Annotated in this window: 29 protein-coding genes and 1 tRNA gene; 18 read left to right on the top strand and 12 right to left on the bottom strand. The window is 63.3% G+C overall.

Annotation, left to right across the window (positions count from 1 at the left end):
• Nucleotides 1–267: 267 nt before the first annotated feature.
• The 6 genes from IVB22_RS23100 (at nucleotide 268) to IVB22_RS23075 (ending at nucleotide 4,921) form a co-directional block, all read left to right on the top strand.
• Entirely contained in the window at nucleotides 268–525 is a 258-nt protein-coding gene (locus IVB22_RS23100; RefSeq protein WP_247519545.1) for a hypothetical protein, read from the top strand.
• An 83-nt stretch (nucleotides 526–608) separates the two neighbouring features.
• Entirely contained in the window at nucleotides 609–2,315 is a 1,707-nt protein-coding gene (locus tag IVB22_RS23095; RefSeq protein WP_247519544.1) for a cyclic nucleotide-binding domain-containing thioredoxin-disulfide reductase, read from the top strand.
• A 51-nt stretch (nucleotides 2,316–2,366) separates the two neighbouring features.
• The gene (locus tag IVB22_RS23090) at nucleotides 2,367–2,678 is read left to right on the top strand and encodes a UBP-type zinc finger domain-containing protein (RefSeq protein ID WP_247519543.1); all 312 of its coding nucleotides are present in this window, start codon (nucleotides 2,367–2,369) and stop codon (nucleotides 2,676–2,678) included.
• A 194-nt stretch (nucleotides 2,679–2,872) separates the two neighbouring features.
• Entirely contained in the window at nucleotides 2,873–3,373 is a 501-nt protein-coding gene (locus IVB22_RS23085) for a hypothetical protein (protein ID WP_247519542.1), read from the top strand.
• Between the two features lie 46 nt (nucleotides 3,374–3,419).
• On the top strand, nucleotides 3,420–4,244 hold the full coding sequence (locus tag IVB22_RS23080; RefSeq protein WP_247519541.1) for an alpha/beta fold hydrolase: 825 nt from the start codon (nucleotides 3,420–3,422) through the stop codon (nucleotides 4,242–4,244).
• Between the two features lie 17 nt (nucleotides 4,245–4,261).
• Nucleotides 4,262–4,921: an epimerase gene (locus IVB22_RS23075; RefSeq protein WP_247519540.1), complete on the top strand. Its 660-nt coding sequence runs from the start codon at nucleotides 4,262–4,264 to the stop codon at nucleotides 4,919–4,921.
• 177 nt (nucleotides 4,922–5,098) lie between these two features.
• Here IVB22_RS23075 and IVB22_RS23070 read toward each other — a convergent pair whose 3' ends face one another.
• Genes IVB22_RS23070 through IVB22_RS23055 form a run of 4 tightly spaced genes read right to left on the bottom strand, consistent with a single transcriptional unit; the run spans nucleotide 5,099 to nucleotide 8,132 of the window.
• Nucleotides 5,099–5,860: an ABC transporter ATP-binding protein gene (locus IVB22_RS23070; RefSeq protein WP_247519539.1), complete on the bottom strand. Its 762-nt coding sequence runs from the start codon at nucleotides 5,858–5,860 to the stop codon at nucleotides 5,099–5,101.
• Complete coding sequence (locus IVB22_RS23065; RefSeq protein ID WP_247519538.1) at nucleotides 5,857–6,876, bottom strand: iron ABC transporter permease; 1,020 nt, start codon at nucleotides 6,874–6,876, stop codon at nucleotides 5,857–5,859. Before IVB22_RS23065 ends, IVB22_RS23070 begins: the two co-directional genes overlap by 4 nt.
• A 27-nt stretch (nucleotides 6,877–6,903) precedes the next feature.
• Nucleotides 6,904–7,926 (bottom strand): iron ABC transporter substrate-binding protein, encoded by a 1,023-nt coding sequence (locus IVB22_RS23060; RefSeq protein ID WP_247519537.1) that lies wholly within the window; start codon nucleotides 7,924–7,926, stop codon nucleotides 6,904–6,906.
• A complete protein-coding gene (locus IVB22_RS23055) occupies nucleotides 7,923–8,132 on the bottom strand; it encodes a molybdopterin-binding protein (protein WP_247519536.1) in 210 nt (69 codons plus the stop codon). The genes IVB22_RS23060 and IVB22_RS23055 overlap by 4 nt, the downstream gene beginning before the upstream one ends.
• 293 nt (nucleotides 8,133–8,425) lie before the next feature.
• Here IVB22_RS23055 and murA point away from each other — a divergent pair, with 293 nt between their 5' ends.
• From murA to IVB22_RS23010, 9 genes are all read left to right on the top strand, one after another.
• Complete coding sequence (murA, locus tag IVB22_RS23050; protein WP_247519535.1) at nucleotides 8,426–9,715, top strand: UDP-N-acetylglucosamine 1-carboxyvinyltransferase; 1,290 nt, start codon at nucleotides 8,426–8,428, stop codon at nucleotides 9,713–9,715.
• An 18-nt stretch (nucleotides 9,716–9,733) separates the two neighbouring features.
• Nucleotides 9,734–10,180: a DUF2948 family protein gene (locus IVB22_RS23045; protein WP_247519534.1), complete on the top strand. Its 447-nt coding sequence runs from the start codon at nucleotides 9,734–9,736 to the stop codon at nucleotides 10,178–10,180.
• A gap of 185 nt (nucleotides 10,181–10,365) precedes the next feature.
• Nucleotides 10,366–11,661: a histidinol dehydrogenase gene (gene hisD / locus IVB22_RS23040; RefSeq protein ID WP_247519533.1), complete on the top strand. Its 1,296-nt coding sequence runs from the start codon at nucleotides 10,366–10,368 to the stop codon at nucleotides 11,659–11,661.
• Nucleotides 11,658–12,161 (top strand): UPF0262 family protein, encoded by a 504-nt coding sequence (locus tag IVB22_RS23035; protein ID WP_247519532.1) that lies wholly within the window; start codon nucleotides 11,658–11,660, stop codon nucleotides 12,159–12,161. Before hisD ends, IVB22_RS23035 begins: the two co-directional genes overlap by 4 nt.
• A gap of 29 nt (nucleotides 12,162–12,190) precedes the next feature.
• Nucleotides 12,191–12,655, top strand: coding sequence for a low molecular weight phosphatase family protein (locus tag IVB22_RS23030; protein WP_247519531.1), 465 nt, complete (start codon nucleotides 12,191–12,193; stop codon nucleotides 12,653–12,655).
• A gap of 183 nt (nucleotides 12,656–12,838) precedes the next feature.
• Nucleotides 12,839–14,251, top strand: a complete 1,413-nt coding sequence (locus tag IVB22_RS23025; protein WP_247519530.1) for an amidase — start codon at nucleotides 12,839–12,841, stop codon at nucleotides 14,249–14,251.
• Between the two features lie 261 nt (nucleotides 14,252–14,512).
• Complete coding sequence (locus IVB22_RS23020) at nucleotides 14,513–15,136, top strand: Maf-like protein (RefSeq protein ID WP_247519529.1); 624 nt, start codon at nucleotides 14,513–14,515, stop codon at nucleotides 15,134–15,136.
• Entirely contained in the window at nucleotides 15,126–15,329 is a 204-nt protein-coding gene (yacG, locus tag IVB22_RS23015; RefSeq protein ID WP_247519528.1) for a DNA gyrase inhibitor YacG, read from the top strand. The genes IVB22_RS23020 and yacG overlap by 11 nt, the downstream gene beginning before the upstream one ends.
• Nucleotides 15,330–15,467: 138 nt before the next feature.
• A tRNA-Phe gene (locus IVB22_RS23010) sits at nucleotides 15,468–15,543 on the top strand.
• A 546-nt stretch (nucleotides 15,544–16,089) separates the two neighbouring features.
• Here the strand turns inward: IVB22_RS23010 and IVB22_RS23005 are convergent.
• The 5 genes from IVB22_RS23005 to IVB22_RS22985 all read right to left on the bottom strand — a co-directional run bounded on the left by IVB22_RS23005 (nucleotide 16,090) and on the right by IVB22_RS22985 (nucleotide 20,524).
• Nucleotides 16,090–16,395 (bottom strand): hypothetical protein, encoded by a 306-nt coding sequence (locus IVB22_RS23005; RefSeq protein ID WP_247519527.1) that lies wholly within the window; start codon nucleotides 16,393–16,395, stop codon nucleotides 16,090–16,092.
• 39 nt (nucleotides 16,396–16,434) lie between these two features.
• Nucleotides 16,435–16,749 carry a hypothetical protein gene (locus tag IVB22_RS23000; RefSeq protein ID WP_247519526.1) on the bottom strand — a complete coding sequence of 105 codons (315 nt, stop codon included), beginning with the start codon at nucleotides 16,747–16,749 and terminating at the stop codon, nucleotides 16,435–16,437.
• Nucleotides 16,750–17,025: 276 nt separating this feature from the next.
• A complete protein-coding gene (locus IVB22_RS22995; protein WP_247519525.1) occupies nucleotides 17,026–17,868 on the bottom strand; it encodes a tripartite tricarboxylate transporter substrate binding protein in 843 nt (280 codons plus the stop codon).
• Between the two features lie 1,711 nt (nucleotides 17,869–19,579).
• Nucleotides 19,580–19,870 (bottom strand): hypothetical protein, encoded by a 291-nt coding sequence (locus tag IVB22_RS22990; RefSeq protein ID WP_247519524.1) that lies wholly within the window; start codon nucleotides 19,868–19,870, stop codon nucleotides 19,580–19,582.
• 57 nt (nucleotides 19,871–19,927) lie between these two features.
• A complete protein-coding gene (locus tag IVB22_RS22985; RefSeq protein WP_247519523.1) occupies nucleotides 19,928–20,524 on the bottom strand; it encodes a TetR/AcrR family transcriptional regulator in 597 nt (198 codons plus the stop codon).
• A gap of 197 nt (nucleotides 20,525–20,721) precedes the next feature.
• On the opposite strand from IVB22_RS22985, the gene IVB22_RS22980 reads away from it, so the two are divergent.
• Complete coding sequence (locus IVB22_RS22980; RefSeq protein WP_247519522.1) at nucleotides 20,722–21,102, top strand: tautomerase family protein; 381 nt, start codon at nucleotides 20,722–20,724, stop codon at nucleotides 21,100–21,102.
• Between the two features lie 7 nt (nucleotides 21,103–21,109).
• Here IVB22_RS22980 and IVB22_RS22975 read toward each other — a convergent pair whose 3' ends face one another.
• Entirely contained in the window at nucleotides 21,110–21,394 is a 285-nt protein-coding gene (locus tag IVB22_RS22975; RefSeq protein ID WP_247519521.1) for a hypothetical protein, read from the bottom strand.
• A 158-nt stretch (nucleotides 21,395–21,552) separates the two neighbouring features.
• On the opposite strand from IVB22_RS22975, the gene IVB22_RS22970 reads away from it, so the two are divergent.
• Nucleotides 21,553–21,741, top strand: a complete 189-nt coding sequence (locus IVB22_RS22970; RefSeq protein WP_247519520.1) for a hypothetical protein — start codon at nucleotides 21,553–21,555, stop codon at nucleotides 21,739–21,741.
• Between the two features lie 322 nt (nucleotides 21,742–22,063).
• Nucleotides 22,064–22,354 (top strand): hypothetical protein, encoded by a 291-nt coding sequence (locus IVB22_RS22965; protein ID WP_247519519.1) that lies wholly within the window; start codon nucleotides 22,064–22,066, stop codon nucleotides 22,352–22,354.
• A gap of 96 nt (nucleotides 22,355–22,450) precedes the next feature.
• On the opposite strand, the gene IVB22_RS22960 is transcribed toward IVB22_RS22965, so the two are convergent.
• Nucleotides 22,451–22,696 carry a PilZ domain-containing protein gene (locus IVB22_RS22960; protein WP_247519518.1) on the bottom strand — a complete coding sequence of 82 codons (246 nt, stop codon included), beginning with the start codon at nucleotides 22,694–22,696 and terminating at the stop codon, nucleotides 22,451–22,453.
• Between the two features lie 126 nt (nucleotides 22,697–22,822).
• Entirely contained in the window at nucleotides 22,823–23,845 is a 1,023-nt protein-coding gene (locus IVB22_RS22955; protein WP_247519517.1) for an aldo/keto reductase, read from the bottom strand.
• Nucleotides 23,846–23,902: the final 57 nt, after the last annotated feature.

Below are 23,902 nucleotides of genomic sequence, written 5' to 3'. Positions count from 1 at the left end.
GGGGGAATCGGCCCAAATGGCCGCCCACTAGGCGGCCGGTTCTTGCCACAAGGGCCCCTCTGGCGCAAGCACGCGGGCGGGCTGGGTAGGGTCCAAATTCGTCAAAAACCGGCGCTTGTTGCCGGCAAGCTCCCTTCAAAGCGGTCACCCTCGGGTCGATCCGGTTCCCAACCATCCGCGGCCGGCGTCTGGGGCACCGAATCATGACCTGGCATTGCCTTGCGGCGGCGGTGACGGTCATTGCGGCGGGGGACGGCGAAACCCACTATGTTGGTGCAGCGTTGCGGGCGGCGTGGTGCCCGGCCCAATCAAGGCATATTTTGGCGGACGATGAAGGACAATCAAGACAGGGCTGCGGAAAAGACCGGCGCGGATGTGAAGGATTCACGACGGGACCGGCTGAAGCTGGCCTTGCGTGAAAATCTCAAGCGGCGGAAATCGCAGGCCCGCGGGCGCAGCGATCCCGGAGCATCTTCCGAAAGCGCCGATGCCTCCCTAGATGACGCCAGCGGAGAAAAGCCTTAGCCAGTAGCGTAAAGAAATTTCGCTCGCCGGGTTGCATGGCTCGTGCTCTGCACGGTTCTGTTTCTTTTTTAGGCGGCGACAAAATGAGTGCAGACATCACGGCCGGTGCGGCGATCGGCGAGACTTCGATCGCGTTTCCACGCCATGAGCAGACCTTCCCGACACTGACGTCATACGAAATCGAGCGGATGCGCCGGTTTGCGGAGCTTCGGACCTACAAGGACGGCGACGCGCTGTTCGAAACCGGCAAGGTCGGTCCCGGCATGTTCGTGGTGCTGTCGGGCCACGTCGCGATCACCCAGCGCGACGGCCTCGGCCATGTCACCCCCGTCATCGAGCAGGGCGAGGGGCAGTTTCTGGCCGAGATCGGCCAGCTTTCCGGCCGTGTCGCGCTGGTCGACGGCCATGCCGAGGGCGACGTCGAAACGCTGCTGATCCCGCCGGATCAATTGCGCGCGCTGCTGGTCGCGGAGGCCGAACTCGGCGAGCGCATCATGCGCGCGCTGATCCTGCGCCGGGTCAGCCTGATCCAGGGCGGCGTCGGCGGCCCGGTGCTGATCGGCCCGGCTTCGCTCGGCGACACGGCGCGGCTGCAGAATTTCCTGGTGCGCAACGGCCAGCCGCACCACGTACTCGATCCCGCAACCGACAAGGACGCCGCCGATCTCGTCGCGCGCTACTCGCCCTCGCGCGCCGATCTGCCGCTGGTGGTGTGCCCGGACGGCACCGTGCTGCGCAATCCGTCCGAGACGTCGCTGGCGCTGGCGGTGGGGATGATCACCAACCAGGCGCATGAGAGGCTCTACGACGTGGCCGTCGTCGGGAGCGGTCCCGCCGGTCTCGCCACCGCGGTCTATGCCGCGTCCGAAGGATTGTCGGTCGCGGTATTCGATGCGCGGGCGTTCGGCGGCCAGGCCGGCGCCAGCGCGCGTATTGAAAACTATCTGGGATTTCCGACCGGCATTTCCGGGCAGGCGCTCACCGGCCGCGCCTACACCCAGGCGCAAAAATTCGGCGCGGACATGCTGATTCCAGTTTGTGTCAGGTCGCTGGATTGTTCGCAGCGCGACGGTGTGTTTGCACTGGCGACCGAATGCGGGCAGTCGTTGCGCGCCAAATCCATCGTGGTGGCGAGTGGGGCGCGTTACCGGCGGCCCGAGATCGAAAATCTCGAGAAATTCGAAGGCCGCGGCGTCTGGTACTGGGCCTCGCCGATCGAGGCCAAGCTGTGCCTGGGCCAGGACGTCGTATTGGTCGGCGGCGGCAATTCGGCAGGCCAGGCCGCGGTGTTTCTGTCCGGCCACGCGCGCAAGGTCCATATGATCATCCGCGGCGGCGGGCTGGGAGCCAGCATGTCGCGCTATCTCATTGAGCGCATCGAAGCGGCGCCCAATATCGAACTGATCTTCAACGCCGAGGTGGTTGCGGTTGAGGGCAGCGAGGATGGCTCCCTCGAACGCGTGCGCTGGAAGAGCCGCCTGGCGCCCGACCAGCACCATTTCGATGTCCGGAGCCTGTTTCTGTTCGTCGGCGCCGACCCGGCGACCCATTGGCTGAACGGCTGCGGCGTGACGCTCGACCGGGCGGGTTTCGTGGTGACGGGCGCGCAGTCCGAGCAAAATCTCGGCCGGCCGGTGCCGCAGCTGGAAACCTCGGTGCCCGGCGTGTTCGCGGTCGGCGACGTGCGCGCCGGCTCGGTCAAGCGCGTCGGCGGCGCGATCGGCGAGGGCGCGCAGGTGGTGGCGGCGTTGCACGGCTATCTCGCCGATGCCGCCAAACCGTCGCTATGATGCAGCGTAGTGGCGGAAGCCAGTACGCAAAGACGCGCGAGGTGTGAAGCGGTGACGAAAAAGGGCTGCAGCCATATCGCCGGCATTCAAGCGGTGACGCCGAGCGCGCTCGGTTGCGAGGAATGCCTGAAAAGCGGCAACCCGTGGCTGCATTTGCGGATCTGCCGCACCTGCGGCCATGTCGGCTGCTGCGACGATTCGCCGAACAAGCACGCGTCAGCGCACTTCCATGCCACCGGCCATCCCGTGATCGAAGGCTACGATCCGCCGGAAGGCTGGGGCTGGTGCTATATCGACGAAGTGCTGTTCGATCTGTCGCACCGCAAGACACCGCACAACGGTCCAATCCCGCGCCTTTATTAGATTCAATCATTCAACGTCGCGTCGCCCTGCTGTGGTTTGTGACATCAGTGCAAATATTTCGTGCATCATACAACTTTCGTTGATGCGTCATTCATGCACGCACATGCCTGTAATGCCGCCGCCGCACGCGATGCGTGTGGAAATTCTCCGCGCCGCGTCGTAACCTTTAGAAAGTTTTTAAACGGGGGCGCATCATGATACTGGGTATGAGTGTGGCGACGTTTGTGATGGTCCATGTGGTCATCAGCCTGATTGCCATTGTCGCGGGCCTGATCGTGATGTTCGGAATGCTCGGCTCCAACCGGATGCCGGGATTGACGGCGATCTTTCTGCTGTTCACCATTTTGACCAGCGCTACAGGCTTTGTGATTCCGCCTCTGTTGTTCGAAAAGATGCTGCCGTCGCACCTGTTCGGCATCCTCTCCTTCATCCTGCTCACCATTGCCTGCATCGCGCTGTATGGCATGAAGCTCGCCGGCGCGTGGCGCTGGATCTATGTGGTCACCGCCTTGGCCTCGCTTTATCTCAATGTGTTCGTGCTGGTGGTTCAGAGCTTCCTCAAGATACCCGCGCTGACGGCGCTGGCGCCGGGCAACCCGCCCGCGGGGCCGGTATTCGGGGTGGCCCAGGGCATCATGCTGGTGTTTTTCGCCGTCATGATCATCGGCGCATGGCGGCGCTTCCGCCCCGCGTGACCGGACTGCCGGCCGTTCACTGCAACCAAGCAAGAGGAGAATTCCCATGCCTGCCATCACGACCAAAGACGGCGTCGAGATCTTCTACAAGGATTGGGGCAAGGGGCAGCCTATCGTGTTCAGCCACGGCTGGCCGCTGTCGGCTGATGACTGGGACACCCAGATGATCTTCTTCCTCAACAACGGCTTCCGCGTCATCGCGCATGACCGCCGCGGCCATGGCCGCTCCAGCCAGGTGGCCGACGGCCACGACATGGATCATTACGCCGACGACCTCGCGGCGCTGACGGCGCATCTCGATCTGAAGAGCGCGGTTCACGTCGGCCATTCCACCGGCGGCGGCGAGGTGGTGCATTATATCGCCCGCCACGGCGAGAGCCGGGTGGCGAAGGCGGCGATCCTCAGCGCCGTGCCGCCGCTGATGGTGCAGACCCCGGCCAATCCGGGCGGCCTGCCCAAATCGGTGTTCGACGACCTGCAGGCGCAGCTTGCCGCCAACCGCTCGGAATTCTATCGCGCGCTGCCGTCGGGTCCGTTCTATGGCTACAACCGCCCGGGCGCCAAACCCTCGGAAGCCGTGATCGAGAATTGGTGGCGACAGGGCATGATGGGCGGCGCCAAGGCGCATTACGACGGCATCGTCGCCTTCTCGCAGACCGACTTCACCGAAGACCTCAAGAAGATCACGGTGCCCGTGCTGGTGATGCATGGCGACGACGACCAGATCGTGCCGTATGAAGACTCCGCGCCGTTGTCGGCGAAGCTTTTGAAGAACGGCGCGCTGAAGACCTACAAGGGCTTTCCGCACGGCATGCCCACCACGGAAGCCGCCACCATCAACGCCGACCTGCTCGCGTTCATCAAGGGATGAGCGGAGCTTACCCTGACATGAAGGTGATCCTGTTCGGCGCCACCGGCATGGTCGGGCAAGGCGTCCTGCGCGAGTGCCTGGTCGATGCCAGCGTCGCCGAAGTACTGGCGGTCGGGCGCAGCCCGACCGGGGGGCAGCACGCCAAGCTGCATGAGGTCCTGCACGACGATTTCACGGATTTCTCGAAGATCGAATCCCAATTGGCGGGATATGACGCCTGCCTCTTCTGCCTCGGCGTATCCTCCATTGGCATGGATCCGGAACGCTACCGGCATCTGACCTACGATGTCACCATGGCGGCGGCAAAAACGCTGGCGCGGCTCAACCCCGGCATGGTGTTCACCTACGTCACTGGCAAAGGCACTGATTCAACCGAGCAGGGCCCGTTGCGATGGGCGCGGGTCAAAGGCAAAACTGAGAACGATCTGCTCAAGCTGCCGTTCAAGGCGGCGTACATGTTCCGGCCGTCCGGCATCCAGCCGCTGCACGGCGTCAGGTCGAAGACCGCCTGGGTGAACGCGGTCTATGCTGTCACAGGGCCGCTACTGTCATGGATGGTGCGAGCCACGCCGAACCATATGACGACAAGCGAACAGCTCGGCCGCGCCATGATCAAGGTGGCGCGCGATGGGTATCCGAAGGCGGTGCTCGAGAGCGCGGATATCAACGCGATCTAGTTTAGGATGTCATTCCGGGATGATCGGTATCAAACCCTCGTCGTCCCGGCCAAGCGAAGCGCGAGCCGGGACCCATACTCCGCGGCCCTTCATTGGGGCACTATGGCAAAGATCTTTATTCAACAACAGACGACCGGGGTTATGGGTCCCTGCGTTCGCAGGGACGACATATGGTGCTCACCCTGGAATGAACGCCGTCCCTGTCGCATCGGTGATCATCTGCACCGGTGCGCCGTAGAGCGCTTCCAGCCGCTCCCGCGTCAAGATCTGCTGCACCGGCCCCTCGGCGAGGCGCTCGCCGCCGCGCAGCAGATAGGCGCGGTCGGCCGCGCGCAGCGCGTGATTGGGATCATGGGTGGTGAAGAGAACGCCAAGGCCGGAGGCCGCCAGCTCGCGGATCTCGCGCATCACCTTGCCCTGATTGCCGAAGTCGAGATTGGCGGTCGGCTCGTCAAGTACGATGAATTGCGGCTCCTGCGCCAGCGCGCGCGCCAGCAGCACCAACTGGCGCTCGCCGCCTGAAATCATGGTATATGGCCGTTGCGCCAATGGCGCGATCCCGAAGCGATCGAGCATGTTGGCGGCGACCTGGCGGTCCTTCGCCGTCGGCCGCGCGAACAGGTCGCCGTGGGCGGTGCGGCCCATCAGAACAACCGCTTCCACCGTGAATGCAAATGTCGCGACATGGGTCTGCGGTACATAGGCGATCAGGCGGGCGCGTTCGCGAACCGTGCGGGCGGACAGAACAGCGCCGTCGAGCCGCACCTCGCCCGCCTTCGGCGTCAACAGCCCAAGCAGCGTCTTGAGCAGCGTGGTCTTGCCGCCGCCGTTCGGTCCGAGTAGCGCCAGGACCTCGCCCTTTTGCAGTTTGACGTCGAGGCCCGTGCCGACGATGCGGTCCTGATAACCGATGGTGAGTTGATGCCCTTCGAGGATCATGACCAGTTCTTTTGCACGCTGGCGAGCAGCCAGATGAAGAACGGCGTGCCTATCACGGCGGTCAAGATGCCGAGCGGAATTTCGACCTGGGCCAGGGTGCGCGCCAGCGTGTCGATCAGCAACAGATAGCCGCCGCCAAGGATCGCTGACGCGGGCAGCAACCGCGCGAAATCAGGACCGACCAGCGACCGCGCCAGATGCGGCACGACGAGGCCGACCCAGCCGATGATCCCGGCGGTGGCGACGCTGGCCGAGGTGACGAGCGTCGCGGCAGCAACGATGGCAATGCGCAGCGGCCCGGTGGCGACGCCGAGCGCCCGCGCCTCCTCCTCGGGGAGCGACATCACATTCATGCGCCAGCGCAGCGCGATCAAAACGGCGGTGCCGGCGGCAACTGGGCCGACCAGTGGCAACAGGTCATGAACCCCGGTTGCAGACAGGCTGCCGAGCAGCCAGAACGTCATCGCCGGCAACTGGTTGTAGGGGTCGGCGAGATATTTCACCAGGCCGACGCCGGCGCCGAACAGTGATCCGATCACGACGCCAGTCAACACCAGCACCAGGATCGGATCGCGCGAACGTACCGATGTGCCGATCATGTAGACGATGCCGACCGCGATCAGCCCGCCGACAAAGGCGATCGCCTGGATCGCGAACACGCCGAGCGAGAGATAGATGCCGAGGACGGCGCCAAGCGCCGCGCCCGACGATGCGCCGAGGATATCTGGCGAGACCAGCGGGTTGCGAAACAATCCCTGAAACGCCGTGCCGGCCACCGCGAGCGCCGCGCCGACCAGCATCGCCGCCATTACACGTGGTCCGCGCACCTGCCATATGACGCTTTCGACCGCCGGCGATATCTCGCCGCGAGGGCCGCCCAGCTTTGCGGTGAGCACTCCGATGAGATCGCCAAGCGACACCGGATAACGCCCGACCGTCAGCGCAAGCACAAGGCCTGCGATCAGGACCGCGATCGCGATCGCAAATCCGGGCAGCGCGCTTCGGGCAGGAATCATTTGATACGGCTCATCCGGCGAAGGCTATCAATCCCGGCCGGCAAGTACATGGTCGATTTGCGCCGACGTCGGCGTCACACGGTAGAAGCGCGTGTAGAAGTCCGTTGTCAGCGCCCGCAGGTCTTCCGGGAAGCGCTCCGGATAGAGAATTTTTGCGAGCCACCAGAGTCCGATCAGGCGGTTGACGGAGGGCGGGAAATCCACCCAGCCGAACGGCATCTTGGGCGACAGATGAACCCGGTTGTCGCGCACCGCCTTGACCGCAGCCCAGGACGGATCGTTCCGCACACTCGCCGCGAACTCCTGATCGATAGTCACGATCACATCCGGATTCCACACCAGAACCTGTTCGATCGAAACATTGGCGAGGCCGCCCTGGGTCTCGCCGGCGACGTTGCGACCGAGCATTTCGATGGTCTCGACATTGATCGAACCGCCAAGCCCGGTCGAAAGTCCGCGCGGCCCCCGCGCATAATAGACTTTTGGCCGCTCGGCTGCTGCAAGCGGCTCAATGCGGCCGAGGATCGTCTTGAGCGTATCCTCGGCGTAGCGCGCGAGCTTCTCCGCATCCTCAGTCCGGCCGATCAGCGCGCCCAACGTGCGATAGGTCCCGGCGATGCCTGCAAAGCGGCCATCCAGCAATGCGTAGGGGATGCTGGTCTGCTCCTGCACGCGATCCGCCAGCGAGACAAAGGTGGCGCTGGTCGAACCGACGTCGAGAATGAGATCGGGCTTCAGCGCCAGCACTGTTTCCAGATTGGCGGTGTTGCCGCGCCCGGTGATGCGCCCCACCTCCGGTCGCGTGCAGATATCCGGCAGCATGTAGGCGCATTCTTCCGGACGGTTGGCACGGGGCCAGCCGATCAGCAATTCAGGCGCCAGCGTATAGAGCAGGATCGCCGCCGGCGGTCCGGCCGGAAACACGCGCGATACCTTTGCAGGGATCGCTACCGTACGCCCCGCGGCATCCCTGATGGTCTGCGCGAGTGCGCTGCGCGGCGCAATCAGCGCCGCCGACAGGCCCGCGATCAGGGTGCGGCGATCGATCAATCGACGCCCACCATCACGTCGCTCGCCTTGATCACGGCGACAGCCGCCTTGCCCTTGGCAAGCTTGAGATCGTCGACCGCCTCATTGGTGATGGAGGAAGTTACGATGACACCGCCGCCGATATCGATCCGGATATGGGAGGTGGTCGCGCCCTTCACGACATCGACGATGGTGCCCTTGAGCTGGTTGCGCGCGCTGATCTTCATTGGGAACTCCATCTCCTGTCCGGACAAGGTTGATGCCGAAATCCGTAGCCGGCAAGGATGCGCTGTCCTCCTGACGTCAGTATGAACAACGCGAACGGCCAGGCGCCGGGTGGCCATGATTGTCAAACCACAATCCGCGCTGACGGCCAAGGCGTCCGGGAGGTGCCATGATGTCGGGGGCAATGTCAGCCTGATCGGCCCAATCAGGCGTTGCCTCATCAAATAGCCGTAAATTTCCAAGCTTTTGCGAGTCGATCAATCCGATCATTTGTGCAGAGCAAAAGGGTTTTGGCATGGACCGCATTCGTATTGTCGGCGGCAGCAAGCTCAACGGCACCATCGCGATTTCGGGCGCGAAGAATGCAGCCCTGCCGCTGATGATCGCAGCCCTGCTGACGGAGGAAACCCTCATCCTCGACAACGTGCCGCGGCTTGCCGACGTCGCGCAGTTGCAGCGCATCCTCGGCAACCATGGCGTCGACATCATGTCGGCGGGCAAGCGGCCCGGCGACCGTGCCTATCAGGGCCAGACCCTGCACATTTCGGCGGCCGACATCATCGACACGACGGCGCCCTATGATCTGGTGTCACGGATGCGCGCCAGCTTCTGGGTGATCGCGCCGCTGCTGGCGCGGATGCACGAAGCAAAGGTCTCGCTGCCGGGCGGCTGCGCCATCGGCACCCGGCCGGTCGATCTCCTGATCATGGCGCTGGAAAAGCTCGGCGCCGACCTCACCATCGACGGCGGCTATGTTGTGGCCAAAGCACCCGGGGGCTTGCGCGGCGCGGCGATCGATTTTCCCAAGGTGACGGTGAGCGGCACCCATGTAGCCCTGATGGCGGCAACGCTTGCGAAGGGCACCACCATCATCACCAACGCGGCTTGCGAACCTGAAATCGCCGACGTCGCCGATTGTCTGAACAAGATGGGCGCGCGCATCACCGGCGCCGGCACGCCGCGGATCGTGGTCGAGGGCGTCGAGAGCCTGCACGGCGCGCGGCATACCGTGCTGCCTGACCGGATCGAGGCCGGCACCTATGCGATGGCGGTCGCCATGACCGGTGGCGACGTGCAGCTTTCCGGTGCGCGACCCGAATTGCTGCAGTCGGCGCTCGACGTGCTGGCGCAAGCCGGCGCCGACATCACCGTCAACAATGACGGTATTCGGGTGGCCAGGAACGGGGCGGGGATCCGGCCGGTGACGGTGTCGACCGCGCCGTTCCCGGGCTTTCCGACCGACCTGCAGGCGCAATTGATGGCGCTGATGGCCTGCGCCGGCGGTTCCTCGCAGATCACCGAGACGATCTTTGAGAACCGTTTCATGCATGTCCAGGAACTGGCGCGGTTCGGCGCGCGTATATCACTCGACGGCGAGACTGCGACCATCGACGGCACCGCCAGGCTGCGCGGCGCACCCGTGATGGCGACGGACCTGCGTGCCTCGGTGTCGCTGGTCATCGCAGGGCTTGCTGCCGAGGGCGAAACCATGGTCAACCGGATCTATCATTTGGACCGCGGTTTCGAACGGCTTGAGGAAAAACTCTCGGCGTGCGGCGCATCGATCCAGCGCATCAGCGATTAGAGGATTATTGAGGACCTTATGTCGGCACCCGAACAGCTCAAATTGATTGCGCTCGATGCCGATGATCTCGCAGTCATATCGGCCCATGTGCAGGACGCCCGCGTCCAGGCGTCCGACATCGTCTGGCGGCAGGACGAAAAGCGGCTGGTGGTCGGCCTGAACCGGCTGGACTGGGAGCAGACGCTGTCAGGCGGAACCGAGCCGCGCCGTTCGATCGCGGCGCTGCGCTTCGACCGCGTTCTGGCCTGCAAGTCGCGCAACATCGATCTGGCGCAGCCCAGAGCGGTGCTGGAACTGGTCGGGATCGAATTCCATCCCGGCGAGGCCCCCGGCGGCAGCGCACTTCTGCTGTTCAGCCATGGCGAGGCGCTGCGGCTGGACGTCGAATGCCTGGAATGCGAGCTGACCGACCTCGGCACCGACGATCTCGGCACCAGCGACCTTGCCATCGCGCCGGAGGGGTGAATCCGGTGCCGTAGGGTGGGCAAAGCGCAGCGTGCCCACCATCTTACGTCGCCCGCGGACCTTTTATGGTGGGCTCGCTTCGCTCAGCCCACCCTACGGGTTCTGTTTCCGGGCGGGCAAGGGTTGACGGCCCTTGGCCGCCGCGCCATTGAGCAGGGGCCTTCGCCGTCTCTCAGAAAGCCACCATGCCCGTTCGCCTGGATACCAGCAGCGCCGATTTCGAGCCACGCTTCAAGCAATTCCTCGCCGCCAAACGCGAGGTTTCGGCCGATGTCGAGCGCGCCACCCGCGCCATCGTCGATGACGTGGCCGCGCGCGGCGACGCCGCCCTGCTCGAGGCGACCAGGAAGTTCGACCGGCTCGACATCGACGCCTCCGGCCTGCGCGTCACCGCGGCCGAGATCGATGCCGCCGTCAAGGCTTGCGACACCGCAACCGTCGATGCCCTGAAATTCGCCCGCGACCGGATCGAGGCATTTCACCAGCGGCAATTGCCGAAGGACGAGCGCTTCACCGATGCGCTGGGCGTCGACCTCGGCTGGCGCTGGAGCGCGGTCGATGCGGTAGGCCTCTATGTGCCCGGCGGCACCGCCGCCTATCCGTCCTCGGTGCTGATGAATGCGGTGCCGGCCGGGGTTGCCGGCGTGCCGCGGGTCGTCATGGTGGTGCCCTCGCCGGACGGCAAGCTCAATCCGCTGGTGCTGGCCGCGGCACACCTAGGCGGTGTCTCCGAAATCTATCGCGTCGGCGGCGCGCAGGCGGTGGCGGCACTGGCTTACGGCACGGCGACGATCGCGCCGGTGGCAAAAATCGTCGGGCCGGGGAATGCCTATGTCGCCGCCGCCAAGCGGCAGGTGTTCGGCAAGGTCGGCATCGACATGATCGCCGGCCCCTCGGAAGTGCTCGTCATCGCCGACGACACCGGTAACGCCGGCTGGATCGCCGCCGATCTGTTGGCGCAAGCCGAGCATGATGCGAGCGCGCAGTCGATCCTGATCACCGACAGCGCCAGGATTGCCGCCGAGGTCGAAACCGCGGTGGAGTCGCAGCTCAAGACGCTGCCGCGCGCCGACATCGCCCGCGCTTCGTGGAACGATTTCGGCGCCATCATCATGGTCAAACAGCTCGACGCGGCGGTGGAGCTTGCGAATGCGATCGCCGCCGAGCATCTGGAGATCATGACCGCGGATGCGGAAGGCTTGTCGGCAAAAGTCCGCAACGCCGGCGCGATCTTTCTTGGGCCCCATACGCCGGAGGCGATCGGCGATTACGTCGGCGGCTCCAATCACGTGCTGCCGACGGCGCGTTCTGCGCGGTTCTCGTCGGGGCTCGGCGTGCTAGACTTCATGAAGCGCACCTCGATTCTCAAATGCGGGCCGGAGCAGTTGCGCGCGCTGGGGCCTGCCGCGATGACCTTGGGCAAGGCCGAGGGTTTGGACGCCCATTCACGCTCCGTCGGATTGCGCCTCAATTTGCCATGAACAAGCCGCCCCCAGACGATGACCAGCACAACCGCATCGTCGCGGTGACGCTTGACGAGGAATCGATCGGGCGTTCCGGGCCCGATATCGAGCATGAGCGCGCGATCGCGATCTATGACCTGATCGAGCAGAACGTGTTCGCGCCGCAAGGGACAGAGCAGGGGCCGTTCACGCTGCACCTCGCCATCACCGGCAACCGGCTGATGTTCGACATCCGCCGCGAGGACGGCACGCCGGTCGTCGCGCATTTGCTGTCGCTGACGCCGTTCCGGCGGATCGTGAAGGATTATTTCATGATCTGCGACAGCTATTACCAGGCGATCCGCACCGCCACGCCCGACAAGATCGAGGCGATCGACATGGGCCGCCGCGGCATCCATGACGAAGGCTCGCGCACGCTGCAGGAGCGGCTGAAAGGCAAGGTAAGAATCGATTTCGAAACTTCCCGCCGGCTGTTCACGCTGATCTGCGTCCTGCACTGGAAGGGGCAGGACGCATGACGCCCTTTGCGGCAAGGATTACGTGACGCATGGATGCGCCCCGCGCGCGCAATCCGCAGGCCGTGCTGTTCGCATGCGGCCTGAACAGCGTGCGTTCGCCGATGGCGGAGAGCCTGTTGCGGCAGATGTTCCCGCAGGCGCTCTACGTAAAATCCGCCGGCGTCAGGAAGGGCGAGCTTGATCCGTTCGCGGTCGCCGTGATGGCCGAACTCGGCCAGGACATTTCCGGCCACAAGCCCACGACGTTCGAGGAGCTCGAGGATTGGGAAGGGCTCAATTTCGATCTCATCATCACTTTGTCGCCCGAAGCCCATCACAAGGCGCTGGAGCTGACGCGCACCATGGCCGCCGACGTCGAATACTGGCCGACACCGGATCCGACCGGCATGGAAGGCAACCGCGAGCAGAAGCTTGCCGCCTATCGCGAGGTCTGCGACGGCCTGTCGATGCGCATCCGCCGCCGGTTTGCGAAGGCAGGCGCCGCGAGCGGGTAGTAACTCCTCTCGCGGTCGTCCCTGCGAACGTGTTCGCAGGGCGACGGAGATAGCTGGGCTTCAACTTGGCGAGCGGGTGACCGCTGGTCATGCCGTCGACATCAGGCCCGCGTAGCACTACGCTGACCGACGGGCGGGAGCGTTGCGCGCGACTTCGTTGCGCATTTGATGTTGGAGCAAGCGATGAGCGAGATCTGGCAACTCCCGGCCACTGAACTGGCGCAGCGCATTGCACGGCGACAATTGAGTTCGGCTGACGTGGTGGATGCCCATCTGGCGCGCATCGACGCGGTGAACCCGGCGCTGAATGCCGTGGTGCGCGTGCTGGCCGACGAGGCCCGCGCGGCTGCCGTTAAGGCCGACCAGAGGCTGGCGTCCGGCGAGACAATTGGCCCGCTGCACGGCGTGCCTTTCACGGTGAAGGAAAACATCGACATGGCCGGCCTGCCCACAACCTGGGGCGTGCCTGCGCTGGCCAAGGCGGTGGCGCCGGTGGATGCGCCGGTCGTCGAACGCATGCGCGCCGCCGGCGCGATACCGATCGCCCGCACCAATCTGCCTGACATGGCGCTGCGCGTGCACACTGATAGTTCGCTTCACGGCCTGACGCGAAATCCCTGGCATCCCGGCCGCACCGCAGGCGGCTCGAGCGGCGGCGAGGCCTCAGCGCTCGCCAGCGGCATGAGCCCGATCGGCCTTGGCAATGACATCGGCGGCTCGCTGCGAAATCCCGCGAATGCCTGCGGCATCGCTTCCATCCGTCCATCCGCCGGCCGCGTTCCCGATGCGGGTTATGTGCCGGCCGAAGACCGCTTGTTGGCGGTGCAATTGATGAACGTGCAGGGGCCGATGGCCCGCCGCGTGGCGGATGTGCGCCTCGGCCTGCAGGTGTTGATGGGTGCGCATCCGCGCGATCCATGGTCGATCGATGCCCCGTTCGAGGGACGAGCGTTGACGCGGCCGATTCGCGTGGCCGTGCTGCCCGAGCCGCCCGGCGGCGGCACCGATTCAAAGGTGGCGGCTGTGGTGCGGCGTGCCGCACAGGCGCTGGCCGATGCCGGCTATGTCGTGGAAGAAGCCTGCCCGCCACGCTACGAGGACGCAATCGGCTGCTGGCGCCGCCTGATCATGGGTGATTTCGGCTCAGTGCTGGCGTTGTTGTCCCCGATGATGGGCACTGAGGCGATGGCCTTCCTGAACAACTTCAATGAGGGCATACCGCCTTTGGCCGACACGGCGGCATGGTCGCAATTGATGGCCGAACGCGACGGCATCGCGCGCACATGGTCGACCTTCATGGCCGACCGGCCGCTGCTGCTGTCGCCGACCTGGACGCAATTGCCGTTCGAGCACGGTTTTGATTCGGCGACGCCGGCCGGAGCGGCCGCGACCAAGGAACTGATGCGCCCGGTGGTCCCGGCCAATTTGCTCGGCCTGCCTTCGGCCTGCGTGCCGGCCGGCCGCGACGAGGCGACGGGATTGCCGATCGGCGTGCTGATCACCGGGCCGCGGTTGCGCGATGATTTGTGCCTTGAAGCGGCCGAGGCCATCGAGGCCCGCCTCGGCGTCGCGACGCCGATTGATCCGGTGCGCTGAGCTTCCTGTCGTTCCTGCGAACGCAGGAACCCATACGCCGCGGCCGAGCGATTTAAGGCAGTGCCAGTTGCCTTGTCATTCCCATGACAACGGCCCGTGGTTACGGGTCCCTGCGCCCCGTGCGCAATTGCGCACTAGGCAGGGACGACGAAAGAATCGTAGTTCCCCCAACCACTTGTTCCCCGGTTGTGGAATGGAGTGCCTTCCGATAGGTTCCGCGCGCGCATCCCCATCCGAATCCAAATCCCCGACACATCCCGCATGCTTGGCCGTCCCAAAATCGTTCTCGCTTCCGGTTCGCCGCGACGGCTCAGCCTGCTCAACCAGGCCGGCATCGAGCCCGACGCGCTGCGCCCGGCCGATGTCGACGAGACCCCGAAGCGGGGCGAGCTGCCGCGCGCCTGCGCCAATCGCCTCGCCCGCGCCAAGGCCGACGCGGCGCTGAAATCCGTCCAGCTCGACGACGAGCTGCGCGGCTCCTTCATTCTCGCGGCCGATACGGTGGTCGCGGTCGGCCGCCGCATCCTCCCCAAGGCCAATCTGGTCGATGAGGCTGCGCAGTGCCTGCGGATGCTCTCGGGGCGCAATCACCGCGTCTACACCGCAATCTGCCTGGTGACGCCGAAGGAAGCGTTCCGCCAGCGCCTGATCGAGACGAAGGTGCGCTTCAAGCGCCTGAGCGAGGACGACATCCAGGCCTATATCGGCTCCGGCGAATGGCGCGGCAAAGCCGGCGGCTACGCCGTGCAGGGCATCGCCGGATCGTTCGTGGTGAAGATGGTCGGCTCCTACACCAATGTCGTCGGCCTGCCACTCTACGAATCAGTCACGCTGCTCGGCGGCGAGGGCTTTCCGATCCGGTTCGGCTGGCTCAATGCCAGCTAAACCCCCCGCCGATGCCGGCCCGGCCGGCGAATCGAAGGGCGGATCAAAGCCCTGCCCGGAATGCGGCAAGCCGGCGAGCCCGGCCACGGCGCCATTCTGCTCCCCACGCTGCCGGGACGTCGACCTGAACCGCTGGCTATCCGGCAAGTATGTCATCCCCGGCCGCGAGACGGACCCGGAGGACGCGGAATAGCCGTGTTTTCCCAACAATTTGTGGACGAGCCCGAGGCCGGGCATGCCGCGCCGAAGCCGCAGGCGAAGGCGGGTGGACAGGCGCTTCCGACCTCTCTATAAACCGCCCGCTCGCTTAGGCCTTTGGGCCCTCGAGTATGCCCAGGTAGCTCAGTTGGTAGAGCATGCGACTGAAAATCGCAGTGTCGGTGGTTCGATCCCGCCCCTGGGCACCATGACTTCCACCCACCAAATGTCGGTGGTTCGATTCCCGATCCAACCCCACATGAAGCGCTATGGAACGCGGTGAGTAACCGCAAGCGACTCTCCACATGGGTAGGAATCTGGGTAGCGACGAAAACCGAACTGGCGTCCTACCCACCCGATTTGTCCGTGGTTCGATTCCCACCTTTGACAACCCACACGAGCTGTTGCAGCCGCGCTTGCGCGTTGGCGGACGCATGAGAGAATGAATGCATATTAGCTAGCCCGTTCGTGTGTGCGCCTTGCGGCTAGCGGGCGCACGTACGAGCGCAATTACAATGTTGAATAACGATGTTTACGACGGTCGGGGCAACTTGCTCGGCTTCCGCTGTTTCACTTGCTACGAGGTATTCCCGAGCATGTGGGGTGAGACATGCAATCGCTGTCGCGATGTCGAACGACGGCACGAGGAGATGTTGGCTGCCATTAAAGCGGCCCGTAGCAACATCTGCGAGAGCGACGGCGTAGCCTGAACGCCCGCCCGTTGGACACCTCCCTGCATATGAGAACAGGGGTTTTCAAATCTTCTTATAGGGACTGAGATTGTCCGTGGTCAGCAGCAAGAGCTGATCGGTCCTGAATATCTGCCGAGCGATGTCTCTCACGATCTCGATGGCGTCCGAATCCGATTCCTGGATTCCGGATTGAATGCTCATTTCGCTCCCATCGTCGTATTTCCTCGCTTTCAAGGTTAGCCCGTGACCTTCGATGGTCACATAGTAGCCGTGGTAGCTTGGGCCACCGGGTTCGGTGTACTGATCGAACCGCTTGAGCGTGATGGAATAGTCCTTTCCGTTTACTGCTATGGTCTTGTTGTCCGTCATGCCGGTTAGCCTATCGCAGTCTTGCGCCGACTACAGAGATCAAGGTCGGTGGAATGCGCACCAAAGGTCCCAAATTTTCGCCGAGACGGAAGCATACTTCTCTCTTGGCCCAGCGGTGATCGGGTCGAACCACCGGCAGAACTCTTCGTACACGATCGCCTGAACATCCTCCGCTGACTTAGCCGAACCAAGGCGCGGGATGATCGTCCCTGCTTCCGGCTCGTATTCGTCTGTATTGTGGTCGAAGTTGATACCAATGGGATCGGCTTCGAATAAGGCGTCTGAAATCGACGCGAACAATGTGCCGTACTGGCGCTTGATTGCAGCGCGTTCTGTCTTCGTTGAGATCCTCATACGGTGCGTCATAGCACACCACTGCAACCCCCGCGCACATGGGTAGGAAGCTGGGTAGGTAATTTTCGTTCGCCTGAATTGTGAAGTGTCGTCAGCTACTTAGGAGATCAGTTATGGTCGGCCCCTGGGCACCATGTCCTTGGTTCGATTCCCAAAGGTTCCCGCCAAATAAGCATGCTTATCGCCAGATTTTTCCCTCCCCAAGGGCCTCTGGACAAGCATGCTTCTTTCGCATCACGTCGCTTCCAACATGAGTCGCGCCCACAGTGGCGCGTCTCACTTCTGCTCTTGCGCCTTCATCTCTTCCGCCAGAGGTCGCAGGGTTTGCGACATGTCGTCGAGACGCTTTTGCCATTCGGCGCCGGGCATGAAAGCGAGAACGGGGGCATCGCCGGGCGAGCTCTTGATGTATTCCGGATCGCGCAGGCCATCCGCAATGGCAGCTTCAAGCTTTTTGGCCACCTCATCCGAAACGGCCTTTGGTGCCGCGAAGCCGCGTTCCGCGGTCATCGTGACCGGGATGCCTGTTTCCTCTGCCGTCGGAACGTCCGGTAGCGACTGCGAGCGCTGCTTCGACAGGATGGCAATCGCGCGGAGCGGTCCCTTGTTGGTGCCGTGCAGCTCGGGGACTTCGCTGAGGCTTACCATTCCAACCTCCAGATGGCCGCCCAAAAGATCAGTCCTCTGCGCGGCCGTTCCGCGATAGGAAATTTCGTTGGGCTCGACCTTGCCGGCGTTCGCCAGCATGCGGATCGCCAGATGTCCATTCGTGCCTGCACCATTGTGACCGAATGTTACCGAACCCGGCTTGCTGCGCAGCGCAGCCAGAACGTCGGCAAGGCTCGTCAACTTGCTTTCCGCCGGCACGACTATCACGCTCGGGTCGTCGACCACGCGCGCGATCAAACGGATCTCGTCCATGCCGTACTGGGTCTTTCTCGTCATCGGGATGAAATTATAGCCGGGCACGTTGACCACGCCGATCGCGTAAGCATCCGGCGCGGCGCGAGCAATCGTGGCAAACGCGATCTCTCCACCGGCGCCAGGCTTGTTCAGCACGACAAACTTGGCCTTTCCGCCCAATCTCTGCTCGATGAACGGCAGCAGCTTGCGCGCCATGACGTCGGTTCCGCCGCCGGGAGCAAACCCGATGACAACTTCGATTGGCTTGTCGTCTGGCCATCCCGCCCAAGCTGGTCCGCATGCTGCGAATCCGACTGCTGCTGCAACCAGTGCGACGACCTTACCATGCATGACATTCCACCCTTTTCTTGTTGTTAGCCGGTCACCTAGCCGCCTGCGCAGTGCGACCGACGATTTACGCGTATCGCTTGTAACTGCTCGGCTTGGCGAAGAACAGCGAACAGCAAGCATAGCCGCATGAGCGAGACGGCATCCGGCTTTTGGTTGGTGTCGATTCCCTGATATCGCGAGCGCAATTGCGCTCGTCGCGGACGCACGTTCGCGCGACCCGTTGGCTCGTGCAGGTAACTTGCGCAGCTTTTATCGTCGCCGACGTGGTTTAGGTTTCGGAGGGTCTGTTCCGGTAATTGCCCGATACCACGCGGCGTCTGATTGCGCGAGCGCTCTGTCAGCGGCAAGATCCGATTGCGCACGGTAGTACTGACTTAGGGCGAGGTAGCAGTCGGTGCGTGCCGGTCCGCGAGGTATCGCCTCGCAATTCGGTTGCGCGTCCGCAACGGCAGGCGAGGCCACCAGCAAGACTGCGACGAGACTTGCGGTCCAGACACTTGCGGTCCGAGGTGTCATACTGCCTCCAAGCGCGCCCGCACGGGCAAGCCATCGGATTCAGTAATAACTATACCGGCGCATGTTCGCGTTGATCACACATTTGGTCACCTGCCGGTCGCAGCGCCAACATTTGTTCAGGCGTCCCCAGTCACTTATCCCTGCCAGCCTGTCGGTACAATTGCCCAAGCAATTCGCAAATCTGTCTTCGCATCGCCAATGCTGTGCTTCGGAAGGTGAGTTGAGGAGCACTCCGGTGCCTATGAGCGCAATCGCGAAAAAAAGGTGCCGTGTCATGATCGGACCTCCTGAGAAAGGCGCGGGCCGCTCTAATTCTAACCTCTCGCCGGGGCTAAATCCAGCAAGGCCATCGCTTCGGCCAGCGGACCTGCATCGGCGGCACGTAGCATGGGTGTGCGGCCCCGCACAGACGAGTTGTAGCTCTATGGCCACACCGGCGCGGCTTCACCGGGTAAGTGTCGGACAGCGTGCAGACGCGCCCCACCTGATTGGGAATGGTGTTCTTGCGTGGTAGTAAGGCAGCGGCGGCGGTTGCGGACTCGTTGAGGAAATCCTCCAGGCCTCGAACGAGTCCGCAAAGCGCTGGCCTGGACTGATTTAACTGGCCATCCAGCACGTCATAGCAGCGCGAAGGCCGCCGGGATTGCAGCGCAGCTGATGTCAGGGGCTATTTCACGGTAGACAATTTCGCGCAGACAAAAGACCGCCCAGGATCTCCCGGCTCTGCTGCGGGCTGATTTGCCTGAAGCGCAAGGACAGAGTGAGAGGGTAAGCGTCCGCGTTCTCGCGGCATCAAGCGCCCGAGCTTTGCTTAAGCTTCCGCCCTCCACAAAAACAAAGGGCGCAGGGAAAGCCGGATGCACGCTGCGCGCAGCGCGGCCCTCGAAGGGCGACGGCCACGGGCTGCTCATCCTTCGAGGTTTGCCTCGCTCGCACCTCCAGCGACAACGGCGAAGCCGTTGCGCGGGGATGACGGAGAGAGCTCCCGTTGCCTGGGCCTGACACATAATGCTTCAGGCGCTACACCGTTGCCAATCATCTCACGATGCGAGCGGCGGACCTAAAATCCGAACAGGCCAAGAATCGCCCCGAAGATCGCCGCGATGACGGCCAGCACGCCGAAGATGACGGAAGCGACGGCATCAAGCAGCATTTCGAACAGATCCGACACGGAGCTTGCCGCAACGATCACGACGCAGCAACCGGATCCGATCAGCAGCGACGTGACCATGCTGAACATCATGAACCACAGCACGACAAAGACCAGTCCGCTCAGAATCACCGCCACGGCGATGCGGCGGGCAGGGCTGCTGTTCGATGCCGTTCGGACGGCGGGCTCTGGCGAATTCATGACCGGCAATTCCCTAAGCGATGATGCGGATTTTGTCGTCGCGGCGCCGCAAAGGGTTCAACCCTTCTTGCCGAGCACGAGATCGACCGTATGTGCGGCAATCGTCCGAAGCTGGGCCTCATCGCCGAAGGCGCGTTCCAGCACGGCCAATCCGCGCGTCACGGTGACGATGTGCAATGCCGCGGTCTCGGGGTCTCCGTTGAACTCGCCCCGCTCGACGCCCTCCGACAAGGCTTCCTGAACCAGGTCGGTGATCCGCGCCACCAGATCCGCGAAGGTTTTGCGCCCGTTCTCGTCCAGCCCTTCGCCTTCGACCGACGTCAGCTCCATCAGTCCCCGCGTGGTCGGACATCCGCGGGGCGGCGAGCCGGAACGAAAATTCTTGATCGTCAGATCGAAAAACGCGGTGAGGCGCTCGCGCAAGGTCCCCGCGCCGAGCGCCTTCTGAAGCGAGCTCACATATTCGCCGGCATAGCGCTCGTAGGCGCAGAGAAACAGCGCTTCCTTGCTGCCAAAGGCATTGTAGAGGCTGCCGCGCTGAACGCCCGCGTCACGTGCGATGTCCGAGAGCTGTGTGCCACGCACCCCCTTGCGCCAGAATTGATCGAACGCGATGCGCAGCACGTCGTCGTGGTTAAACTCTCGCGGCCGCACGTTTCCCTCCGCTGCACACCATCGCCCAATCCGACTGCCTGACGCGGGCCAAATAGTATTTGACATGGCGTCAAGAACGCGGATACCATTTTTAGACAACGCGTCAAAAACTATTGATAGCTCATTTCGTCGACGGGGTGAACCATCCGCGCGGAAGCCGCCACGGCGGCGTTACCGGTTTTTCGAAAGGATCCGCGATGCCGCTCATTCACATCTCGCTGCGTGCCGGAAAGCCGGAAGCCTACCGGCGGGCGATCTTCGACAGCCTTTACCGCGCGATGCGCGAAACGTTGGACGTGCCCGAAGACGACCAGTTCATGACCATCAGGGAGCATGATGCCGCGAACTTCCGTTACGGCGCATCCTGTTTTGGAATCGCCCGCAGCGACGATGTCGTGTACATCCAGATCACCGTGTTCAACACCCGCACGACAGAACAGAAGAAAGCGCTGTTCCGGCGCACCGCGGAGTTGCTCGGCGAAAGCCCCGGCATTCGGCCGGAGGACGTGTTCGTGAACATTCTCGAGTCCGCGAAAGAGAATTGGTCGGTCGGCCAAGGCCTCGCGCAATTCGCTTGAGGCGACACTACATTTGAATGTCGGGCCTGAAGAGCGCGCGAACCGTCCATTTCATCCGCGGCTGACTCTGTCTGATGCAGAAGCGGCCGTCGACAACTGGCACCTTGATAATCGAGGAAGGTTTGTTGCCGCAGCAATGCTGGATGCTGTCAGGGAAACCCGGCTGGTAGATGTAGAAGCGGGCATAGAAGGGTTCGACAGTGACCATCAGCTCGATCGAATTCAGGCCACGAGGAATCTTGTCGCGCAGGTCAACCAGCCGGTCGCCAGGATTGCAGGCCAAGGCGGCCATGATCAGGAGCCATTTCATTCCGACAAAGTAAGCCATTTCGTGACAAAAGACCGGGCGCTGGTGCGTGCCGCGCGGGCCTTTTCGTGATCGAGGACCGGTAATATCTTGTCAGCGAGACCGTGGCGCATCTGGTCCGGATCAGCGCCAGGAGGTGTTCGATGACGGAATGGTATTTTGTCTGGATCGAAGGTCTGCGCGGGCCCGTGCCGCAGAAATGGTCGTCGGATGGGCTTTGGGGGCAGGTCGGCCGTCAGGATGTCATTGTCCGTTTCGCGCTGAGCGATGCGGAGGCGCATCTGTCGCTCGACGAATTGGCGAGGCTGCATCCCATTCCCGACGGGAGATAGCAGGCCGCGCCGTTACCCCGCGTGTTCCGCAGGGTTCCGCGCGGCAGTCGCAGGATTCGAACATGCCTTTCTGCGGAACATTGCCAATTTAATTTCGTTGCCGGGTTGAACGGGCGCAAAGAGGCACCATTGTCCCGTGTTCAATTCGCGCTGCTCGCGGATTGAAGGAGACCTTGCGAACCAGCGCGCTGTGCTGGTGGGGACGAGCGATCAGGATCCGACACCCTTGACGCCTTTCGTATCCTTCGCAGGAAGCAGCCGCGTGCGGTCTTAGCCGCCCACGCGGTCCTCAACCAACCAAGAAGCCAAGTAGGAGTCGTGCATGAAATTGAACTCGGCACAGGTGGAACGCGCTTTGAAGCAATTCGAAGCCCAGGCGCTTCCCGACGATCATCCGGTGGTCCCGCAACTGGCCAGCATGTTTGGCGATCACACGTTCTTCATCGACAGCGGCGGGCTCAACGTCCTGGAACCGACCGAGGCTTCCCAGCCGGAAGCGCCAGTCGGCATGATCGTAAACCTTGCCTATTGGAGCGATGAGACGCTGACGAAACTGTCGCCGCACGAGCCCGAGCCCACAGGCGTTATCGTCAGCCTCGAATCCAGACACTGACGCTTGAGGCTGCGAGGCGCGATCATTTCGCGGCGGGTCCGGTCACGACGTACGAGGCCGGATCTGCCGCGATTGTGCAAACGGCTACGGCGCCGTTCACGCTTCGAAATGAACCCCGATCCGCTTCTCTTTTCGCCAGACGACGCGACACGGCAGATGGAGTTGGTCGGCTTCGACCACCAGCGTGAAGCGTTCGGGAATGCCGACGGGGGAGGTCACCTCGAGCGCGGCACCGGTTTCGGATAGATTGCGGACCGTGCAATCGAAGGCGGCGCCGCCGCCAAACGAAATCTTGCCCGCCTTCAACAACCGCCGCCGTGGTGCCGTTCTGTGCTCGTCCACCGCATGGACCTCCGCCTGAACGGGGTAGTTTTCTACCGGCGAGGTTACTATCCCGTTACCGTATATCCGACCCTGATACAACGCAGGGTGGTGGTCTCGACAGGGCCGTTTTACTTGCTTATTTGCTCATCTGCCTTGGCCAGCCGTCCGCGCGCGCCGCCCCTCGATCGGATAGGCCGGGTCATTGAACCCCGGCGTCGAAGGGTGTCCGCTCACCACCAGCCGGTCGATCAGCGCCTCGTCCTCGGCCGTGAAGCGATAGTCGAGCGCCTTCAGGTAATCGTCCCATTGTTCCTCGGTGCGCGGGCCCGCGATGACAGCCGAGACGAATGACGAATTCAGCACCCATGACACCGCGAACTGTCCGGCGGTGATGCCGCGGGCCTCGGCGTGCCGCTTGATCTCCTGCGCGAGCTGCAGCGATTCCGGCCGCCATTCGGTCTGCATCATGCGCTTGTCGGCGCGGCCGGCGCGCGTCTCCCTGTCGGGTGCGGCGTCGGGCTTGTACTTGCCGGTCAGCACGCCGCGCGCCAAGGGGCTATAGGGCACGATGCCGAGGCCGTAATAGCCGCAGGCCGGAAAATGCTCGACTTCTGGCATGCGGTTCATGGCGTTGTAATAGGGCTGGCTGACGATCGGGCGATCGATGCCGTTTCTGTCGCAGATGTTGCAGATCTCGGCGACACGCCAGGCGCGGTAGTTCGAAACGCCGAAATAGCGGATCTTGCCCTGCCGCATCAGGTCGCCCATCGCCCGCACCGTCTCCTCCAACGGCGTCGCGTGGTCCTCCTTGTGCAGATAATAGATATCGATGAAGTCGGTGCCGAGCCGCTTCAGGCTTTCGTCCGCGGCCTGCATCACCCAGCGCCGCGACAGCCCGCCGCGATTGGGATCGTCGCCGATCTGGTTGGCGAGCTTGGTCGCCAGAATCCAGTTGTGTCTGTTGTTGGAGATGGCGCGGCCGACCACCTGTTCGGACTGGCCGCCATTATAGGCATCCGCGCTGTCGATGAAGTTGATGCCGGCCTCGCGCGCCTTCGCCACAATGCGCGACGACGTCGCCTCGTCGGTGGGTCCGCCGAACATCATGGTACCCAGACAGATCGGCGAAATCTTCAGGCCGCTGCGGCCGAGTTGGCGGTATTGCATGAAGTGGTCCTCCATATGCGCCGTCATTCCGGGTTCGATGCTGCGTATCGTCCCGGA

It is taken from the genome of Bradyrhizobium sp. 190, from assembly GCF_023073415.1.
GTDB lineage: Bacteria > Pseudomonadota > Alphaproteobacteria > Rhizobiales > Xanthobacteraceae > Bradyrhizobium.
This window is presented reverse-complemented; position numbering and strand designations above follow the sequence as displayed.

Excerpts from the sequence above, each read along its gene's own strand:
- IVB22_RS23005 (WP_247519527.1), bottom strand. The coding sequence starts at position 16,395 with ATGACGGACAACAAGACCATAGCAGTAAACGGAAAGGACTATTCCATC.
- IVB22_RS22965 (WP_247519519.1), top strand. The coding sequence starts at position 22,064 with ATGAAATTGAACTCGGCACAGGTGGAACGCGCTTTGAAGCAATTCGAA.
- IVB22_RS23020 (WP_247519529.1), top strand. The coding sequence starts at position 14,513 with ATGCTTGGCCGTCCCAAAATCGTTCTCGCTTCCGGTTCGCCGCGACGG.
- IVB22_RS23025 (WP_247519530.1), top strand. The coding sequence starts at position 12,839 with ATGAGCGAGATCTGGCAACTCCCGGCCACTGAACTGGCGCAGCGCATT.
- IVB22_RS22955 (WP_247519517.1), bottom strand. The coding sequence starts at position 23,845 with ATGCAATACCGCCAACTCGGCCGCAGCGGCCTGAAGATTTCGCCGATC.
- IVB22_RS23065 (WP_247519538.1), bottom strand. The coding sequence starts at position 6,876 with ATGATTCCTGCCCGAAGCGCGCTGCCCGGATTTGCGATCGCGATCGCG.
- IVB22_RS22975 (WP_247519521.1), bottom strand. The coding sequence starts at position 21,394 with ATGGCCGCCTTGGCCTGCAATCCTGGCGACCGGCTGGTTGACCTGCGC.
- IVB22_RS23035 (WP_247519532.1), top strand. The coding sequence starts at position 11,658 with ATGAACAAGCCGCCCCCAGACGATGACCAGCACAACCGCATCGTCGCG.
- IVB22_RS23000 (WP_247519526.1), bottom strand. The coding sequence starts at position 16,749 with ATGAGGATCTCAACGAAGACAGAACGCGCTGCAATCAAGCGCCAGTAC.
- IVB22_RS22970 (WP_247519520.1), top strand. The coding sequence starts at position 21,553 with ATGACGGAATGGTATTTTGTCTGGATCGAAGGTCTGCGCGGGCCCGTG.
- IVB22_RS23070 (WP_247519539.1), bottom strand. The coding sequence starts at position 5,860 with ATGATCCTCGAAGGGCATCAACTCACCATCGGTTATCAGGACCGCATC.
- IVB22_RS23095 (WP_247519544.1), top strand. The coding sequence starts at position 609 with ATGAGTGCAGACATCACGGCCGGTGCGGCGATCGGCGAGACTTCGATC.
- yacG (WP_247519528.1), top strand. The coding sequence starts at position 15,126 with ATGCCAGCTAAACCCCCCGCCGATGCCGGCCCGGCCGGCGAATCGAAG.
- IVB22_RS23030 (WP_247519531.1), top strand. The coding sequence starts at position 12,191 with ATGGATGCGCCCCGCGCGCGCAATCCGCAGGCCGTGCTGTTCGCATGC.
- IVB22_RS23100 (WP_247519545.1), top strand. The coding sequence starts at position 268 with ATGTTGGTGCAGCGTTGCGGGCGGCGTGGTGCCCGGCCCAATCAAGGC.
- IVB22_RS23045 (WP_247519534.1), top strand. The coding sequence starts at position 9,734 with ATGTCGGCACCCGAACAGCTCAAATTGATTGCGCTCGATGCCGATGAT.
- IVB22_RS22980 (WP_247519522.1), top strand. The coding sequence starts at position 20,722 with ATGCCGCTCATTCACATCTCGCTGCGTGCCGGAAAGCCGGAAGCCTAC.
- IVB22_RS23075 (WP_247519540.1), top strand. The coding sequence starts at position 4,262 with ATGAAGGTGATCCTGTTCGGCGCCACCGGCATGGTCGGGCAAGGCGTC.
- IVB22_RS23085 (WP_247519542.1), top strand. The coding sequence starts at position 2,873 with ATGATACTGGGTATGAGTGTGGCGACGTTTGTGATGGTCCATGTGGTC.
- IVB22_RS23080 (WP_247519541.1), top strand. The coding sequence starts at position 3,420 with ATGCCTGCCATCACGACCAAAGACGGCGTCGAGATCTTCTACAAGGAT.
- IVB22_RS23055 (WP_247519536.1), bottom strand. The coding sequence starts at position 8,132 with ATGAAGATCAGCGCGCGCAACCAGCTCAAGGGCACCATCGTCGATGTC.
- IVB22_RS22995 (WP_247519525.1), bottom strand. The coding sequence starts at position 17,868 with ATGGCGCGCAAGCTGCTGCCGTTCATCGAGCAGAGATTGGGCGGAAAG.
- IVB22_RS22990 (WP_247519524.1), bottom strand. The coding sequence starts at position 19,870 with ATGAATTCGCCAGAGCCCGCCGTCCGAACGGCATCGAACAGCAGCCCT.
- hisD (WP_247519533.1), top strand. The coding sequence starts at position 10,366 with ATGCCCGTTCGCCTGGATACCAGCAGCGCCGATTTCGAGCCACGCTTC.
- murA (WP_247519535.1), top strand. The coding sequence starts at position 8,426 with ATGGACCGCATTCGTATTGTCGGCGGCAGCAAGCTCAACGGCACCATC.